At 42.8% G+C, this 18,590-nt stretch carries 15 protein-coding genes; 7 read left to right on the top strand and 8 right to left on the bottom strand.

Annotation, left to right across the window (positions count from 1 at the left end; translation table 11 throughout):
- Positions 1-35: 35 nt before the first annotated feature.
- The 3 genes from BMW53_RS08980 to BMW53_RS08970 form a co-directional block, all read right to left on the bottom strand.
- Complete coding sequence (locus BMW53_RS08980; RefSeq protein WP_038560186.1) at positions 36-1,697, bottom strand: AMP-binding protein; 1,662 nt, start codon at positions 1,695-1,697, stop codon at positions 36-38.
- Between the two features lie 16 nt (positions 1,698-1,713).
- Complete coding sequence (locus tag BMW53_RS08975) at positions 1,714-2,268, bottom strand: helix-turn-helix domain-containing protein (protein WP_038560183.1); 555 nt, start codon at positions 2,266-2,268, stop codon at positions 1,714-1,716.
- A gap of 132 nt (positions 2,269-2,400) precedes the next feature.
- Positions 2,401-4,524 carry a S9 family peptidase gene (locus BMW53_RS08970; RefSeq protein ID WP_038560180.1) on the bottom strand — a complete coding sequence of 708 codons (2,124 nt, stop codon included), beginning with the start codon at positions 4,522-4,524 and terminating at the stop codon, positions 2,401-2,403.
- Positions 4,525-4,606: 82 nt separating this feature from the next.
- Here BMW53_RS08970 and BMW53_RS21485 point away from each other — a divergent pair, with 82 nt between their 5' ends.
- Entirely contained in the window at positions 4,607-4,768 is a 162-nt protein-coding gene (locus BMW53_RS21485) for a T9SS type A sorting domain-containing protein (protein WP_081804858.1), read from the top strand.
- 3 nt (positions 4,769-4,771) lie between these two features.
- Positions 4,772-5,497 (top strand): SIMPL domain-containing protein, encoded by a 726-nt coding sequence (locus BMW53_RS08960; protein WP_038560177.1) that lies wholly within the window; start codon positions 4,772-4,774, stop codon positions 5,495-5,497.
- 79 nt (positions 5,498-5,576) lie between these two features.
- On the opposite strand, the gene katG is transcribed toward BMW53_RS08960, so the two are convergent.
- Positions 5,577-7,748, bottom strand: a complete 2,172-nt coding sequence (gene katG, locus BMW53_RS08955) for a catalase/peroxidase HPI (protein WP_038564958.1) — start codon at positions 7,746-7,748, stop codon at positions 5,577-5,579.
- 262 nt (positions 7,749-8,010) lie between these two features.
- Here katG and BMW53_RS08950 point away from each other — a divergent pair, with 262 nt between their 5' ends.
- Both BMW53_RS08950 and BMW53_RS08945 read left to right on the top strand, forming a co-directional pair.
- Positions 8,011-8,625, top strand: a complete 615-nt coding sequence (locus BMW53_RS08950; protein ID WP_074780550.1) for a beta-phosphoglucomutase family hydrolase — start codon at positions 8,011-8,013, stop codon at positions 8,623-8,625.
- 9 nt (positions 8,626-8,634) lie between these two features.
- Positions 8,635-9,564, top strand: a complete 930-nt coding sequence (locus BMW53_RS08945; protein ID WP_074780526.1) for an AEC family transporter — start codon at positions 8,635-8,637, stop codon at positions 9,562-9,564.
- A 91-nt stretch (positions 9,565-9,655) separates the two neighbouring features.
- On the opposite strand, the gene BMW53_RS08940 is transcribed toward BMW53_RS08945, so the two are convergent.
- The 4 genes from BMW53_RS08940 to BMW53_RS08925 all read right to left on the bottom strand — a co-directional run bounded on the left by BMW53_RS08940 (position 9,656) and on the right by BMW53_RS08925 (position 13,895).
- Entirely contained in the window at positions 9,656-10,582 is a 927-nt protein-coding gene (locus tag BMW53_RS08940) for a CobW family GTP-binding protein (RefSeq protein WP_051567909.1), read from the bottom strand.
- A gap of 134 nt (positions 10,583-10,716) precedes the next feature.
- Entirely contained in the window at positions 10,717-11,499 is a 783-nt protein-coding gene (locus BMW53_RS08935) for a sulfite exporter TauE/SafE family protein (protein WP_217642916.1), read from the bottom strand.
- A 192-nt stretch (positions 11,500-11,691) separates the two neighbouring features.
- Complete coding sequence (gene glyA, locus BMW53_RS08930) at positions 11,692-12,972, bottom strand: serine hydroxymethyltransferase (RefSeq protein ID WP_038560171.1); 1,281 nt, start codon at positions 12,970-12,972, stop codon at positions 11,692-11,694.
- A 431-nt stretch (positions 12,973-13,403) separates the two neighbouring features.
- Positions 13,404-13,895, bottom strand: a complete 492-nt coding sequence (locus tag BMW53_RS08925; protein WP_038560168.1) for a hypothetical protein — start codon at positions 13,893-13,895, stop codon at positions 13,404-13,406.
- An 894-nt stretch (positions 13,896-14,789) separates the two neighbouring features.
- On the opposite strand from BMW53_RS08925, the gene BMW53_RS08920 reads away from it, so the two are divergent.
- From BMW53_RS08920 to leuD, 3 genes are all read left to right on the top strand, one after another.
- Complete coding sequence (locus BMW53_RS08920; protein ID WP_038560165.1) at positions 14,790-16,295, top strand: 2-isopropylmalate synthase; 1,506 nt, start codon at positions 14,790-14,792, stop codon at positions 16,293-16,295.
- Between the two features lie 133 nt (positions 16,296-16,428).
- Positions 16,429-17,829 (top strand): 3-isopropylmalate dehydratase large subunit, encoded by a 1,401-nt coding sequence (leuC, locus tag BMW53_RS08915; protein WP_038560162.1) that lies wholly within the window; start codon positions 16,429-16,431, stop codon positions 17,827-17,829.
- Between the two features lie 139 nt (positions 17,830-17,968).
- Positions 17,969-18,556, top strand: coding sequence for a 3-isopropylmalate dehydratase small subunit (leuD, locus tag BMW53_RS08910; RefSeq protein WP_038560159.1), 588 nt, complete (start codon positions 17,969-17,971; stop codon positions 18,554-18,556).
- The last annotated feature ends 34 nt before the right edge of the window (positions 18,557-18,590 follow it).

Below are 18,590 nucleotides of genomic sequence, written 5' to 3'. Positions count from 1 at the left end.
AATAACAACCCCGTGAGGATTGGATGATTTATAAGCTATTTTGTTGAATCATCGCGCTCGCGGATTTCTACGCGTCGGATTTTTCCGCTAATAGTTTTTGGCAGTTCCTCCACAAATTGGATCTGGCGTGGGTATTTATAAGGAGCTGTTACCTTTTTTACGTGATCCTGTAAGGTTTTCACCAAGGCCACGCCGGCTTTATCCTTGTAGTCTTTAGCCAACACAACCGTTGCTTTTACAATCTGCCCACGTATTTCGTCGGGCACACCTGTAATGGCACATTCTACCACGGCGGGGTGTGTCATCAATGCACTTTCCACCTCGAAAGGCCCGATACGGTAACCCGAACTTTTAATTACATCGTCGGCACGGCCCACAAACCACAAGTAGCCATCCTCATCTTTCCAGGCCAAATCGCCGGTGTAATATATTCCATCCGACATAGCTTCGTCGGTCAGTTGTTGATTGCGGTAGTATCCGCCAAACAATCCGGCCGGATAATTTTTGTCGATACGTATTACAATTTGCCCCTGCTCACCGGCTTCGGCCGATCGTCCTTCCGATGTCAGCAAATCAATATCGTAATGCGGACTTGGAAGTCCCATCGATCCCGGCTTGGGTTCTACCCATGGCGAAGTAAACACTGACAAGGTAGTTTCACTTTGTCCGTACCCCTCGCGTAGTTTTATTCCTGTTAAGTCGTAAAAACGGTTGTAAACCTCCGGATTTAACGCTTCGCCGGCAATGGTACACCATTCCAGTGCCGAGAGATCGTATTTTTCAAAATCTTCCCTGATAAGAAATCGGAAAATTGTTGGCGGTGCACAAAGCGAAGTTACCTGGTATTTTGAAAGCACTTCCAGAATATCGGAAGGTGTAAATTTTTCATGATCGTAAACAAATACCGATGCGCCAACCAGCCATTGTCCGTACAATTTCCCCCAAACAGCTTTTAGCCAGCCGGTGTCGGCAATGGTAAGGTGAAGACTACCGTGGTGCAGGTTTTGCCAGTATTTTGCCGTAACAATGTGCGCCAGCGGATAAACACTGTCGAGCACTACCATTTTCGGATCGCCGGTAGTTCCCGATGTAAAACTTACAATAATCGGATCATCATTTTTTGTAGGCTCAGCAGGACGTTGAAATGGCTCAGCATTTTCAATTCCTTTATGAAAATCTTCCCATCCTTCAGGAATAACCGGGCCGATTGAAACAAGCTTTTCAACAGACGGCGACTCGGGCGAAGCATCGTTCACATTTTTGGTTATCAGTTCATCGCCGTCGCAAACAATGGCTTTAATGGTGGCGGCATTGTTACGGTAAATTATATCTTTTTTAGTGAGCAAATGCGTTGCCGGAATAATAACGGCGCCAATTTTATGCAGCGCAATAATGGTAAACCAAAACTCGGCACGGCGTTTTAAAATAGCCATAACCATATCGCCTTTTCCAATTCCCAGCGACGAAAAATAGCCGGCAGTGCGGTCGGTTATTTCTTTCAATTCGCCAAAGGTGTATGTTCGGCTTTCGCCTTTATCGTTTGTCCAAAGCAATGCTCTTTTGTTGGGATCTTTTGCTGCCCAGCCGTCAACCACGTCGTAGGCAAAGTTGAAATCTTCCGGAATAATCAACTCGTAATTGGCTTTAAAATCCTCAAAATCGGTAAAAGCAGTCTGTTTTAAGTATTTTTCAATCATGTAGCATCAAGTTTTATTATAGAATTACAGCCAGGAATTTTACTGGTTTCCCCTCTAATGCTTTCATTCCGTGCGGAAGAGTTGCATCAAAATAAAGGCTGTCTCCCTGGTTGAGTATCATTTCATGTCCATCAACACTCAACAATAATTTGCCTTCCAAAACAAAGTTCAATTCCTGTCCACTATGACTATTCAGATGAATTGGTTTTTCTTCAGCATCCGGCTCCACAGTTACAACAAACGGATCAGCTTTCCGTCCGATAAACCCTGATGCCAGCGCCTGATATTTATAGGCCCGGGTACGCTCCATAGCTGTTCCCTCGCCTGCCCGGGTGAGATAAAATGATTTCATGTGAGGTTCATCGCCAAAAAGCAATGCAGTTAACCCAATATCATATTTCTTTGATATATTTTCGAGAACACCAACCGGAATATCTGTTTTTCCACTTTCATAGCTCTCGTATTCTTCGGCGGACACTTTGCATGCAGTTGCTATTTCGTCAACTGAAATATTGAGCACATCCCGTAAACCTCTTAGCCTCATGGCTATCTCTTTAATTTGTCCGTTCATAATAATTTATTTTCTATTGGTTAGCTATCTGCAAAGTTATTGGTTTTTGCACCTAAATATACAATATCAGTTCATCATTGCCTCTTTCCGGCTCCCCCGGAAACAGCAAAAAACGTTTTTCGGCGAGGTAATTTACAGGTTTTCGAAGAAATAGCGGCTCACTTTCTCCATCAGGTGCACACGGTCTTTTCCGCGCACATTATGCTCATGAATCGGGTAAGCAAAAAAGTCGACCTGCTTGTTTTGTTTCACACACTCGCGCAGAAATTTCATACTGTGTTGCATCACCACTGTTGCGTCTTGCACGCCATGAATCAGCATCAGTTTTCCATCGAGATTTTCCACGTATTTGGTCATATCTGAATTTTTATAACCCTCCGGATTTTCCTGCGGCATATCCATGTAACGCTCGCCATACATAATTTCGTACATGCTCCAGTCAACCACCGGGCCACCGGCAGCTGCCACTTTAAAAATTTCGGGATGTTTTAATTTTAAATTTAGTGTCATAAAACCACCGTAACTCCATCCGTGAACGCCAATGCGATCAGCATCAACATAAGGCAGCGAAAGCAGGTATTCAATCCCCTGCATCTGGTCTTCAGTTTCCAATACACCTAAATTTCGGTGAATAGCTGTTTCAAAAGCACGGCCACGGTTGTTTGTGCCGCGGTTATCGAGCGTAAAAGCAATATAGCCCTGCGATGCCATGTAATACTGCCACCAGCGCGCCTGGTTTTGCCAGCCTTTGGTTACCAGTTGCGAGTGTGGTCCGCCATAAACGTAAACTACTACCGGGTATTTTTTCGCCGGATCAAAATCATTCGGCAAAATTAATCGTCCAAACAAATCGTATTTCCCGTCTTTCGTTTTTAACGATACCAGCTTATTTTCGCCCAACTGGTAGTCTTTTAGCGGATCTTCCGACGCAAAAATTGTTCGTGTATTTTTTCCGTTTGATGAAATTAAATCTACTTTTCCGGGTACTTCCGTGCCTGACCAACGATCTAAAACATAAGCAGCATCAGGACTTAAAGTTCCGCCATGAACACCGTCTTCTTTCGAGAGTCGCTCTGTTTCCCCCGATTTCACATCCACCTTGTAAATATTGTTTTGCAGCGGATCGTCGAGGGTAGCTTCAACAAAAAGTGTCTTTTCTTTAGCATCGAAACCCAGTATGTTTGTAACTTCCCATTCGCCTTTTGTAATTTGCTGCACCAACTTTCCGTCGGTATTGTATTTGTACACATGAAACCAGCCATCCAGACGGCTGAGGTAATAAAATTCGCCGGGATTCACTTTCGAAAACTGAACCGGATACAATGGTTCTACATAGGTATCCGACGATTCTTCAAAAAGTGTTTTCACTTTTTCGCCTGTTACCACATCGTAGCAATTTAGTTGCATGTGGTTTTGTTCGCGGTTCAACTCGGCCATGTAAATGCTTTTTTCATCGGGCGACCAGGCTACGTTGGTAAGAAAATGATCGAGCGGTTCTCCGGTTTTCAGAAATGTTGTTACTCCGCTTTCAATATTGTAAACACCTAAAGTTACATGATGACTTGCCATTCCGGCCATCGGGTATTTTACCGGCGTGAGTTCTGCCTGACGTGCCATAAAATCCACCAGCGGATAATCTTTCACCATACTTTCATCTTTGCGGTAAAAAGCCACAAAATTTCCTTTGGGCGAATTAAAAATACCACCTGATATGCCAAATTCGTTACGGTGTACGGTTTGTCCGTTTACAATTCCGTTACCGCCATCGCTTGTAATTTGTTTTGTTGTTCCGTTGGCCAGCGCCACAAATAAATCGTGGCCCTGAGTGAAAGCCACATATTGTCCTTCTTCTGAAAAACTTGCATTATCAGCATTTTCAGGAAGTTCAATTTTATATTTTACATTCTTCGTGTTACTGTCAACCAACCAATATTTTTTAGCATCCGAAATCAAAAGGTCGGTTTGGCCGATCCAGCGGTATGATGGAATGCGTTGTAAGTTTGCACCGGTAATTTCGTTTAACTCATTGAGCGAAAAAACAGTACTTTTCTCGCCTGATTTTGCCGATTCGGCAACAATCGATTTGTCTTCAATAAAAGAAAAATGTTCATCATCCATCCATTGCAAACCCGACATTGACTCGGGATACAAATAGGTATAACGCCCGTAAACGGCATCTTCCAGACTCATTTGTTTGGTTTGGGCAAAAGCAAAAGTTTGAACAAGAAGTAAAAGAATAATTACAATTAGACGCATTTTTTTGATTTTTAATTTGAAGCCCGAAAGTAGCAAAAGTTACGATTTTCAAGCTATGAGATAACACAGGGATTTAAATTTTTTGTTGTCTTATTTTGACGATTATTCTCAAAACCAGCCATTTCAAAAGGTATTTACAAGCTACACAAATGAGATTATTCAAGATGAACTTTCTTCTGGCATATACTTTGTAACTTTACAAAATCAGAGTAACAGACAAACAATTAAAATCATTAAAAATTAAGTCATGAAGAAAATTATTTTATCCCTTGCCGTTATGCTTTTTGCATTTGGCTCTTTCGCTCAAAATAATCAAAATGGAATTATTACTGTTGAAGGAAAATCATCAGTTAAATTGGCTCCTGAAGAAATATCATTCACTGTAAATTTTAGTGTTAAAGACGAAAATTACAAGCAGTGCGCGGAAATGTCGGTTGAAAAAATTGACAAAATAAAAAAGCTGTTTATTAAAAACGGGATTGACGAAGAACTGATAAAAACAAACAGTTTTGCTATTCACGAAGTACAAAAATATGATCCCCAATTGCGGCAGCCGGTGTTTGAAGGCTACGAGGCAAATATTCCGGTTACCATCCGTACACAAAAAGATTATGAAAAAAATGATAAAATTTTTGAACTGATCAAAGACAATCTGCAGTCGAATTTCAATCTGAACTTTGCCCTTTCGGAGGAACAAATGGAAATGGTAAAAGAAAAACTCATTCAGCTGGCCGTAGAAGATGCCAAACAAAAAGCAACCGTGATTGCCCAAAGCGCCGATGTTCAACTGGGCAAAATCAAATCAATCCAGTACGGCGAACCCCGGATGATTGGAACTTTCAATACAAATATGGAACTCATGAATGCTGAAATATTGCCAATGACCCGTAATGCCAAAGCTGATATTACATCAGTACTATCACCCAACGAAATTGAAATGCGAACAAATATTGTTATTGCCTGGGAAATCTGAAAAGCAAAATTGTTAAAGACATAAAAAAGGCTGTCCAAAGTAATACCGGACAGCCTTTTAGTTTTGAATGAGTTACCAATTAATTTACATCAAAACGGTCGGCATTCATCACTTTATTCCAGGCTTTCACAAAATCGCTTACAAATTTCTCTTTGTTATCGTCTTGTGCATACACCTCAGCATACGAACGCAAAACAGAATTCGAACCAAACACCAGATCAGTACGTGTGGCCGTCCATTTTACTTCGCCGGTTTTCCGGTTTCGGATGTTGTAAAGTCCTTTTCCGGCAGGCTCCCAAACGTAGGTCATATCGGTAAGGTTTACAAAGAAATCGTTGCTCAACGTACCAACATTATCGGTAAACACACCGTGTTTGGTGCCGGCATAATTGGTTCCCAGCATACGCATACCGCCAATTAACACCGTCATTTCATGAGCCGTTAATCCCATTAACTGGGCACGATCAAGCATCATTTCTTCCGGACTAACCACGTAATCCTTTTTCTGCCAGTTTCTGAAACCGTCGGCCAGCGGTTCCAGCGGAGCAAACGACTCGGCATCGGTCATTTCATCGGAAGCATCACCGCGTCCGGGTGTAAACGGAACAGCAACATTCATTCCTACATTTTTAATGGCCTGCTCTACCCCAACATTTCCGGCCAATACAATTACGTCGGCTACGCTAATTCCGAAATCAGCAGCAATTGGCTCAAGCACGGCCAATACTTTTTTCAGTCGTTCCGGCTCATTTCCTTCCCAGTCTTTTTGTGGAGCCAAACGAATACGGGCACCGTTGGCACCACCGCGCATATCCGATCCGCGGAAAGTTCTTGCACTATCCCAGGCCGTAGCAACCATGTCGGCAATGCTAAGTCCTGCTGTAGAAATTTTTGCTTTTACCGCGTTCACATCGTAATCCGATTTTCCAGCCGGAACAGGATCTTGCCAAATCAAGTCTTCTTCAGGAACATCAGGTCCGAAATAACGTACTTTCGGTCCCATATCGCGGTGTGTTAGTTTAAACCAGGCGCGGGCAAAAGCATCAGAAAAAGCATCAAAATCATTCATAAACTTTTCCGATATCTTTCTGTACTCCGGATCCATTTTTAAAGCCATATCGGCATCCGTCATCATCGGATTGTTACGAATTGAGAAATCCTCCACATCAGCCGGTTTATCTTCTTCGGCTATGCTTACAGGCTCCCATTGCTGAGCTCCTGCCGGGCTTTTACGCAGTTCCCACTCGTGCTCAAACAACATCTTAAAGAAACCATTATCCCATTTCGTAGGCTCGGTCGTCCAGGCACCTTCCAAACCGCTGGTTACGGTATATCTGCCTTTTCCGCTTTTGTGCGGATTTGACCAGCCTAAACCTTGTTCGTGTACATCTGCTGCTTCCGGATCGGGTCCCAATAAACTGGCATCACCGTTTCCGTGTGTTTTTCCAACGGTGTGTCCTCCGGCAGTAAGTGCCACTGTTTCCTCATCGTTCATGGCCATTCGGCGGAATGTTTCGCGCATTTGCTGGGCTGTTTTCAGCGGATCAGGCTTTCCGTTTACACCTTCCGGGTTTACGTAAATCAATCCCATTTGAACGGCTGCCAACGGATTTTCCATGGTCTCGGGTTTTGTTACATCGTCGTAACGTTCGTCACTTGGTGCCAGCCATTCTTTTTCGGCTCCCCAGTAGGTATCTTTCTCCGGATGCCAAATATCTTCGCGGCCAAAACCAAAACCAAAGGTTTTTAGCCCCATACTTTCGTAAGCAATGTTACCGGTCAGAATGATCAAATCGGCCCAACTCACTTTATTTCCGTATTTCTTCTTAATCGGCCAAAGTAGTCGGCGTGCCTTATCCAGGCTCACATTATCGGGCCACGAGTTTAGTGGTGCGAAACGCTGGTTTCCTGTTCCGCCTCCACCACGGCCATCGGCAATTCGATACGAACCGGCAGCGTGCCAGGCCATTCGTATCATCAATCCTCCGTAATGCCCCCAATCGGCAGGCCACCACTCCTGGCTATCAGTCATTAAATCGCGTAGATCTCTTTTTAAAGCCGCTACATCCAGCTTTTTCAGCTCATCCCGGTAATTAAAGTCTTTTCCTAAAGGATTTGTTTTTGTGTCGTGCTGATGCAAAATGTCGAGATTTAATGCATTGGGCCACCAGTCCATAACTGATGCTCCGGCCGAAGTATTTCCGCCGTGCATAACAGGACATTTGCCTTGTTTTGAATGATTGTTTTCCATATACTTAGTTTTAAGTGATAATTTATGCAACGATTGCATTAAGATACAAAAAAACAGCATGACTAAAAAATGATTAATTCCTTAACTTACAATATCTTAATTACTTATTACCAATGATTAATAGATTTTATCTATTTATTTTACAATTCGCACAAACATAATCAGAATGACTTTTTTAACTGATGATTAAATCTTCATGTATTAGCAATTGAACTTTCACGCTGTGCCGGGGTTCTGTTACATTTACGGCAAATTTGAAAATATGGCAATTACAGTTCATCCCGAGGCAAAAGCCTTGATTTTTGATTTAGACGGAACCCTGTCGAACTCGCTTCCGGTGCATGTAGAAACCTGGAATATCGTAGGCAAAAAATATAATTTCGATTTTGATCCGAATATTATTCATGAAATGACAGGCCGCCCGACCATTGAATTTGCCAAACGAATTGTTGAGCAATACAATGTGGATGAACAGCCTGAAATACTGGTTCGTATGAAACAACAATCGTTCTGGGACTCGGCACATTTGCTGCAACCAATTGAAGAGGTAATCGCGATTGTAAAAAATTACCACGGAAAACTGCCCATGGCGGTGGGAACAGGTGCTAGCGGGAAAAGTGCCGAAGTGCAGTTAAAAGAGCTGGGCATTCGTGAATATTTCGATTTTGTAGTTTCAGCCGACGACGTGCAGAAGCACAAACCACATCCTGAAACCTTTCTAAAATGTGCTGAATTGATGGGTGTTGAACCACAATTTTGCCAGGTTTTTGAAGACGGAGACCTGGGAATTTCAGCAGCCAAAGAAGTTGGTATGTTTGTTACCGACGTGCGCGAACACATTATTTATGGCGACTGGGCCATGACTGAAAACAAATAAAAGGGATTTATGGCACATTTTTTACTGGCGCTGAAGACTGTTGCGCCCTTGTTTCTCGTTATTTTTACCGGAACACTTTTTTCGCGTACAAAAGCCGCTCACGGGCCGTGGGTTGACGTGCTAAACAAATACGCATTGTGGATCGGCTTCCCGGCTCTGGTTATTGCCTCGCTGATGCACCTCGACCCGCAAGGCGAATCCTATACCCAACTTATTTTTATTAATTCGGCATACATTGCGGTGTGCATGTTACTGGCTTTCCCCATAGCACGGATTTTTCGATTTTCGAAGCGTTTACGCAGTTCGCTCTTCCTTATTCTTTCGTTTGGAAACGTGGCTTACCTGGGCATTCCGGTTCTTCGCAGCAGCTTTGTCGACGAAATTTTACCGGTTGCAGCTGTTCTTTCAGCTGTTTATGTTTTCTGGCTGCTAACGCTTGGCGTTATCCTTATCGAAGCAACTGGAGAGGAAAGCATTCAGCCGAAGAAATTAATGCTGAGCCTGGTAAAAAACCCACTGCTGATATCTGTTTTTGTGGGTGTGTGCATCGTTTTATTTCAACTAAAAGTGCCGTCGTTTATCGATAAAACCGTTAGTCTTTTTGCCGAATCGGTAACGGCCATAGTATTATTCTCGCTGGGCATATTCCTGGGGCAAAACAAAATTGGCGCTCCCCGCGAATGGATCAGGGTTTCCGTTTTTGTGGTGCTAACGATGATTGCTCTGCCGATTTTGCTTTATTTTGGCATCCGTACTGCCGGCCTGAACGACCTACAATTTAAAGCCACTATTCTCGATTCGGCAATGCCACTTGGGCTTACTCCGTACGCGCTGGCTGTTCAGTATAAACTGGAAACAAAACTGGTAGCTCGAATTGTGGTGCTGGGCACACTGCTTTCGGTGCTTATAATTCCGCTTTGGATCGCGTTTCTTGGGTAAGGAATTGGTTCTCGCAGATAGCGCGGATTTTCGCAGATACGAGATATGCCCCCAAATAAAATTCTGCGCCATCCGCGAAATCTGCGTGCAATTATAATGGAGGATTAAAATCTAAAGCCAAACCATCAAGCTTGCCTATAAAAGCAATATGACTTTCGGGTGCTTCCATTATTAAATCCCCTTCTTCCAGTTCAAAACGGCCGCCAACGCCCTGCAAAATATATTCAAAAGGTTCGTTCTGAAAACACACCACTCCTTTGCAGCGATAAACCTGGCTTTTATAAATATCGAGTGTATATTCCAGCCAATACAGGAAAGCGGCCCGATTCAGCGAAGCAGAAAACGAAAGTGTTTTGGTTCGCACCAGTACATGATTGCTTTTGTACGAAAGAAATGAATACGCATTAAACGTATGTTGTTTCAGTTCATTCAAATCAAGCGTTTTTGCTTCACCAAAACTTGTTGATTGAATTTTTGCCAGCGGAGCCAGTCGATTCATTTTTGTGGTAAGCTCTCCTTGCTGCTTTTCATCAATGTTTTCCGTTTTATTTAGCAGAATCAGATCGGCAACATTCAACTGCTTATACGCCATCTCCTCTTCCGGTAGATTTTCGAAATTCAGGGCATCAACCAAACAAATGGCGCCATTGTATTCGTACAGCTCTTTCAGGTCTTCATCAGCAAAAAAAGGTTGAATTACAGGTGCCGGATCAGCAATTCCTGTTGTTTCTATCAACAGGTGATCTACATCCGGGAAACGCTCAGCCAGTTCTTTTAGCACCAGCTCGTATTCATCGGAAATGGTGCAACAAATACAGCCCTGTTTTAATTCGAACATCTGGCTGGCATCAACACCTTTTATCAGTTTCGTGTCGATGGGTACAGCGCCAAATTCATTTTCTACCAAAGCAAACTGCTTGTCCGGATTTGATTTCAGCAGGAAGTTGATAAAAGTAGTCTTCCCGGCTCCGAGAAAGCCGGTGATGATGGTTACTGGTATTTTATTCTGATGCTCCAATCTACTTTTATAATTTGATGACGTTCACCCCTCGTCCGTCAATTGACGGACACTCCCCTCACAGAGGGGAGATAATTCTTTTTCCAAAACAGCTTATCGCTTGTGACTTGCAACTTGCAACTTGTAGCTTGAAACTAACCAAAAACTCCAAACAAATTCAAAATCACAATTAGCATGGCCAGAATAAGTATGTAGCGAACATATTTTGCGCCTCCTTTTACGGTAAAGTTGGCGCCCAGCCATGCTCCGAGCATATTGCCGGCAGCCAGTATTAAACCCGCAACAATGTCAACTTGTTTATTATAAATAAATATCCCCAGCGAAAATATGGTATAGATCAAAATAATAAAAACCTTTATTGCATTGGCACGCACCAGGTTATGTCCGCAGCCCAAAACCAATCCGGCCAGCAGAAAAAATCCTACGCCCATTTGAATAAAGCCTCCGAACAAACCTATTGCAAAGAAAATGATGTATTGCAGCGGCGACGGTTTGGGATTCACTTTCCCGATCTGATCGGTAATCCATACTTCGGGTTTTAAGACCACCAGCAGCAACAAAAGCACCATTAGTCCGGCAATGATATTTTTTAAGAGGTTGGGATCAATTTCAACAGCAAACAGTGCCCCGATAATCGATCCGACGATGGCCGGAATGGCCAGCCGGTAATCCTTGGTAAAATCAAGTACATGTTTTTGTTTGAACGTTTTTACGGCAATAACATTCTGAAGCAAAATGGCGATACGGTTAGTGCCATTGGCAATATTGGCGGGCAGCCCGATAAACATCAGTAAAGGCATGGTTAGCATAGAGCCGCCTCCTGCAGTGGTATTAATAAATCCGGCGGCAATTCCGGTTCCAACAAGTGCCAGTATCATGTACCATTCCATCCGTAGTTCTTTTAGTTTTGAGTTCAAAGTTCAGAGTTGCGCGCACAATTCAATAATCTTAAAATTTATTGATGCTTTAATCCTTCACCTCTTCAGTCCTCATCTTCGCTCAGTTCAAAGTAAACAAAAACCCGGAAAGTTAAGCTTACCTTCCGGGTTAATTTTATGTCTTGTCAGCGCCCAACTTTGAACACTGAACTTTAAACTCTATACTGAGACCTAGTAGGCAAACAGCGGGAAGTCCTTCATCAGTTTGTGAACTTTTTCGCCAACTGCTTTAATGTATGCCTCGTCGTTAATGTGTGCAATCGAGTCGTCGATCAGCTGAACGATCTCCGGCATCAGGTCTTCTTTTACACCACGGGTTGTAATAGCCGGTGTGCCTACACGCAAACCTGAAGTTTGGAATGGCGAACGGCTATCAAAAGGCACCATGTTTTTGTTAATGGTAATTTCGGCATTTACAATAGTATTTTCAACCAGTTTACCGGTGATTTCAGGGTATTTGGTACGCAGGTCGATCAGCATCGAGTGATTATCAGTACCGCCCGAAATTACTTTGTAGCCCAGGTCAACAAAAGCCTGTGCCATAACAGCAGCATTCTTTTTCACCTGTGCCTGGTACTCTTTGTACTCCGGCTCCAGTGCCTCGCCAAATGCAACAGCTTTTGCAGCAATTACGTGCTCAAGCGGCCCGCCTTGCTGGCCAGGGAATACCGCAGAATCCAACAACGACGACATTTTTCGAACCACACCTTTTGGAGTAGTAATACCCCATGGATTTTCAAAATCTTTACCAATAAGGATGATACCGCCGCGGGGTCCGCGTAGTGTTTTATGTGTTGTTGATGTTACTACGTGCGCATATTTTACAGGATTATCGAGCAAACCGGCAGCAATTAATCCGGCCGGGTGAGCCATATCCACCATAAACAATGCACCAACTTTATCAGCAATTTCGCGCATGCGTTTGTAATCCCACTCGCGGCTGTATGCCGATGCCCCACCGATAATCAACTTTGGTTTATGCTCGATGGCCAGCGCTTCCATCTCATCGTAATCCACCATTCCGGTATCTTCTTTTACCTTGTAGGCAACCGGATTGTAAAGAATACCCGATGAGTTTACATGCGAACCATGCGAAAGGTGACCACCGTGCGAAAGGTCGAGGCCGAGGAAAGTATCGCCCGGCTTAAGAATAACACTCAATACAGCAGCATTTGCCTGTGCGCCCGAGTGTGGCTGAACGTTGGCCCATTCGGCTCCGTACAATTCCTTAATACGGTCGATGGCCAGTTGCTCGGTCATATCAACAAACTGACAACCACCATAATATCTTTTTCCCGGATAACCTTCAGCGTACTTGTTGGTCATTACCGAACCCATTGCTTCCATAACCTGCTCACTTACAAAGTTCTCTGAAGCAATCAATTCAATTCCGCCCAACTGACGTTCGTGTTCCTTCCTGATAATATCAAAAACCAAAGTATCTCTCTTCATTTTGTTATTGAATTAATTTAATGAAAGCCCAAAGTTAATACATTTTAATTCAGCCGTTTGATGATATTGATTAGAAATTGGGAGATTTTTTGAACAATTAATATGGTGAAATAATCTTGTTTCATTAGTGGAACGCATCGGAATAGTGCACCAACACGGATGCAATTTTTGTTATAAAGGAACGCGATACAATCGGGCACAAGCGGAGCCAGTGGTAACTGCAAGTCGGTGATAGTCCCACTCGAAGTGAGGCTATCACTAAGCACTGCTCTTTTGTCAGACCTTAAAGGTTTCAGAAAACCTTTAAGGTATTCAAGCAGTTACTTGCTAAAGTTTACTAAAAAAGACTTCCCAAACGGAATGCGATGAAATCGCGCACTAGCGAGGAAAGAAAGAAGGAAAGAAAAATATATTTTCTCATAACGTAGTTTTTAATTATTTGAAATTTTTATTGTAGTGTCTAATCCTTTAGAATAATTAAAAGTAAATTTTGAATTTGGCTCCTCATATATTGACCTGTGTGCATAAACTCCGATATTATATTTCCTGTTTTCCATTGAGTCGATTACACATTCAAGGTCAAAATCACAAATACAATTACAACCACCTGGATATTGCTCAATAAATACAACTTTTAGTGTATCATTTTTGATAAAAGCATTAGTAGTAATCTCTCCCGGGCAACAATTAAATCTGGCATTAACAAACTTAACCCAAAGGCGATTTTCTCCTTCGGCCTTAAGTTCAATATACCGTTCAGTATCAGTTGATTTTAGGTGGTCTTTACAGCCCTGCGATTTTATTTCGCTTACAGTAAGTTGTTTGTCTTTTAATGGTGGTAATTCCTCTTCATCCTGACAGCTTACACCAATTAAGGCAAAAAGTAGGAATACTAAACTTAGTTTTAAAATCTTTGGTTTCATTTTTTTTATTTTAGTAATGAGTAAAAAGTACAGGGTACTTAAACAGGTTCTTTAGAATTAAGAACCGAAAAAGCGCACATTAAAAAGGTCGGTTCCTGTTGCTTTGGCAACGCAGGGTTTGCGGCAGCGTGGGTGGTTTACTGTCCAAACGGTTTGTTTTGTTTTTTTGGGTTTTACGAGGTATTCATAGTTGATTGTATTTTTATGTTTATGGAATTAAGATGCTTAAAGGTAAAAAAGGGTTGCGTTAATACAAGGGTTTGGGCTTATGTTTAGTCACAGGTTTATTGTACAGAATATAGACCTTCAAGGTTTTAAAAACCTTGAAGGTCTGGAAGCGGATAACTGTGACTGTTTTCTATAAATCCTGCTTCATAAAGCACCCAGTACCCAGTTGAACGAAGTGAATTGAAAATCGGCCGCAGCCAAAACCCGACCGATAGCATCGAACATCAAGCTACAAATCCCTCACTGCGTTCGAGATGACATTAACTTTTGCTCCTGACTTTTCAATCGGGATTTCGACCTGCATAGCTGTTCTCAACTTTTGCCTTTTTACTTTTAACTTTTGCCTTAACCTTAAAGTTACTTCAATGTTAACGCATTACAGACATTTCAGTATTATTCTTCTTTTTTCAAGAAAAAATGGCCATTTCATTTTCATTTTAAAATAATATTTTCATATTTGCAGCAAATCATAAGCAAATGACAAAAAATATCAACATTTCTATTCTTAACCTTCTCATTGGTATTCTTCTTCTAACAAGACAGAAATGAGAATGGTATGTTGATTTACGATATTGGAATAAAGAAGCCATTCTCACCTTGAGGATGGCTTTTTTCATACCAGAAAGCTTGATTAACAGAAAATAAAAATTGAAAAACAAATAGATCATGAGCGACAGACTTTACATTTTCGACACAACTTTGAGGGACGGAGAACAGGTCCCCGGTTGCCAGTTGAACACGGTAGAAAAGATTGAAGTTGCCAAAGCATTGCAGGAATTGGGAGTTGATGTTATTGAAGCAGGATTCCCCATTTCGAGCCCCGGCGATTTTGAATCGGTAGTAGAGATTTCGAAAGCGGTTACATGGCCAACAATTACAGCCTTAACCCGCGCAGTACAAAAAGATATTGATGTTGCAGCCGAATCACTCAAGTACGCCAAAAAAGGTCGTATCCACACCGGAATCGGAACATCTGATTTTCATATTTACCACAAACTCAACTCCAATCCCGATGCAATTATCGAGCGTGGTGTAGAGGCCGTGAAATACGCAAAAAAATACGTTGAAGATGTAGAGTTTTACGCCGAAGATGCCGGCCGTACCGAAAACGAATACCTGGCGCGCGTGGTAGAGGCGGTAATTAAAGCCGGAGCTACAGTTGTAAATATTCCGGATACTACCGGTTACACTTTGCCACACGAATTTGGTGCAAAAATCAAATACCTGATGGACAACGTACCAAATATTCATAAAGCGATTATTTCAACACACTGTCATAACGATTTGGGAATGGCAACTGCCAACACTGTTTCGGGAATCCTGAATGGTGCCCGCCAGGCAGAGGTTACCATTAACGGAATTGGCGAACGCGCCGGAAACACCTCGTTGGAAGAGGTGGTAATGACATTAAAAACACATTACAAAGCACTGGGAATTGAAACAGGTGTAAATACCAAGAAAATTTACGGTACAAGCCGATTGGTTTCTACTTTGATGAACATGCCGGTGCAGCCAAACAAAGCAGTTGTTGGACGTAACGCATTTGCCCACTCGTCGGGTATTCACCAGGATGGTGTATTGAAAAACCGCGAGAACTACGAAATTATGGATCCAACAGACGTGGGCATCAACGAATCGGCAATTTTATTGACTGCACGAAGTGGTCGCGCTGCGTTGAAACACCGTTTGGAGTTATTAGGCTTTGAGCTGGATAAAGAAAAACTTGACGAGGTTTACGAAGAGTTCCTGAAACTGGCCGACAAGAAAAAAGATATTCGTGATGACGATATCGCGTTGTTGGTTGGCGATGCAACACGTAAAGAACACCGCATTAAATTGGATTACTTGCAAGTTGTTACCGGAAAGAGCCTGAAACCAATGGCAACTGTACGCCTGAACATTTCAGGTGAGAAATTCGATGCCACTTCTGATGGTAACGGTCCGGTTGATGCAGCAATTAAAGCGGTTAAAAAGATTATTCACCGTCAGGTAGTTATCGAGGAATTCCTGGTACAAGCAATTACCCGCGGTAGCGATGACATTGGTAAAGTACACATGCAGGTGGAATACGAAGATGCGATCTACCATGGTTTTGGTGCTCACACCGACATTATTACGGCTTCGGTTGAGGCCTTTTTGGATGCCATTAACAAACTGCCGGCAGCGGTGTAAATTAAATACGGATAAAAGATGTAAACAATTCATCCCCCTTTATCCCCCTTCGAAGGGGGAATGCGACGAAGGAGCAGGGGGATGAGTGTTGAAAGAATAAAAGTTGAATCCATATAATAGATGGAAAGAAATCATGACAGCAAAAACATTATTTGATAAAATTTGGGATGCACACGTGGTGAAACAGGTCGAAGGTGGCCCAAATGTATTGTATATCGACCGTCACTTTATTCACGAAGTAACGAGTCCGGTGGCCTTCTTAGGATTGAAAAACCGCGGATTGAAAGTTTATCGTCCGGATCAAACTACAGCTACTCCCGACCATAACGTTCCTACTATCAACCAGCACATGTCGATTAAAGACGAACTTTCGCGCAACCAGGTTGACATGCTGAAAAAGAACTGCGATGAGAACGGTATCGTTTATCACGGACTGGGAACTGAAGGTCACGGCGTGGTACACATTATCGGCCCCGAAATGGGATTAACCCAGCCGGGAATGACCATCGTTTGTGGCGACAGCCACACTTCTACCCACGGAGCTTTTGGTGCCATTGCTTTTGGAATTGGTACCAGCGAGGTGGAAATGGTTTTGGCCAGCCAGTGTATTATGCAGCCGAAACCAAAGAAAATGCGCATCACCGTTAACGGAACTTTAGATAAAGGTGTAACGGCAAAAGATATCGCACTGTACATTATTTCTAAAATATCGACCAGTGGTGGTACCGGACACTTTATCGAGTATGCAGGTTCGGCAATCACCAGCCTTACAATGGAAGGCCGGATGACATTGTGTAACCTGAGTATTGAAAGTGGTGCCCGCGGCGGAATGATCGCTCCGGATGAAACAACTTTCAATTATGTAAAAGGCCGTCAGTTTGCGCCAAAAGGTGAAGACTGGGACAAAGCCATGGAAAAATGGGCGGAGTTAAAATCAGACGAAGATGCCGTTTTTGATACGGAATACACTTTTGATGCTGCTGACATTGAGCCGATGATCACCTACGGTACAAACCCTGGAATGGGAATTGGTGTTTCGCAAACTATTCCAACATCGGAAGGATTGTCGGGAACAGATAAAACAACGTATCAGAAATCGTTACAATACATGGGATACAACGAAGGCGATGCCATGAAAGGCAAACCGGTTGATTTTGTATTCCTCGGAAGCTGTACTAACGGTCGTATTGAGGATTTCCGCGAATTTGCCGCTTTTGTTAAAGGCAAGAAAAAAGCCGATAACGTTACGGCGTGGTTGGTACCAGGATCAAAACAGGTACAAAACCAAATTGAAGCCGAAGGACTTGTTCCAATTTTGCAAGAAGCAGGTTTTGAGTTGCGTCAGCCGGGATGTTCTGCATGTCTGGCAATGAACGACGATAAAATACCAATGGGGAAATATTCTGTTTCAACGTCGAACAGAAACTTTGAAGGTCGCCAGGGACCGGGTGCTCGCACATTGTTGGCAAGCCCGCTTACTGCAGCTGCCGCTGCCGTGTCTGGTGTAATTGCAGATCCTCGAGAGATGATGTAGATATATTTTACCACCTCCCTCCGATTTTATCGGAGTACTCCTCCTGGAAGGAGGAGAAATTTTCCCCTCCTTCCAGGAGGGGTGACAACCTATAAGGTTGGCGGGGTGGTTCAATCAATAATAAGTAAAGAATAAAAAAATGGCATACGATAAATTTTCAAAAATAAATTCACCGGCAGTACCTCTGCCCTACGAAAATGTAGATACTGACCAGATCATTCCTGCACGTTTCCTGAAAGCTGTGGAACGTAAAGGATTTGGCGATAACCTTTTCCGCGACTGGCGGTATGAAAACGACGGAAGTCCGAAAGCTGATTTCCCGTTAAACAACGATAAATATTCAGGTAAAATCCTGGTAGGCGGTAAAAACTTTGGTAGCGGATCGAGCCGCGAACACGCCGCATGGGCCATCTACGATTATGGTTTCCGTGTAGTGGTTTCAAGCTTTTTCGCCGATATCTTTAAAGGAAACGCATTGAACAACGGACTATTACCGGTTGTTGTTTCACCAGAGTTCCTTGAGAAAATCTTTGTTCAGATTGAAAAAGATCCGGAATCGACTTTTGAGGTTGACCTGCCGAATCAGAAATTCACGATAACTGCTACCGGTGAATCGACTGATTTCGAAATCAATCCGTACAAAAAGCATTGTTTGCAAAACGGACTGGATGATATCGACTACCTGGTTGAAATGAAAGAGCAAATTGCAGAATTTGAAGCAAAATAATTGCTGTCATTTCGATCCGTCAACTGACGGAGAG

The sequence above is a fragment of the Draconibacterium orientale genome, assembly GCF_900111425.1.
GTDB classification, from domain to species: Bacteria; Bacteroidota; Bacteroidia; order Bacteroidales; family Prolixibacteraceae; genus Draconibacterium; species Draconibacterium orientale.
Note: the sequence above shows the minus strand (reverse complement) of the source record. Positions and strands in the feature narration are given on the sequence as shown.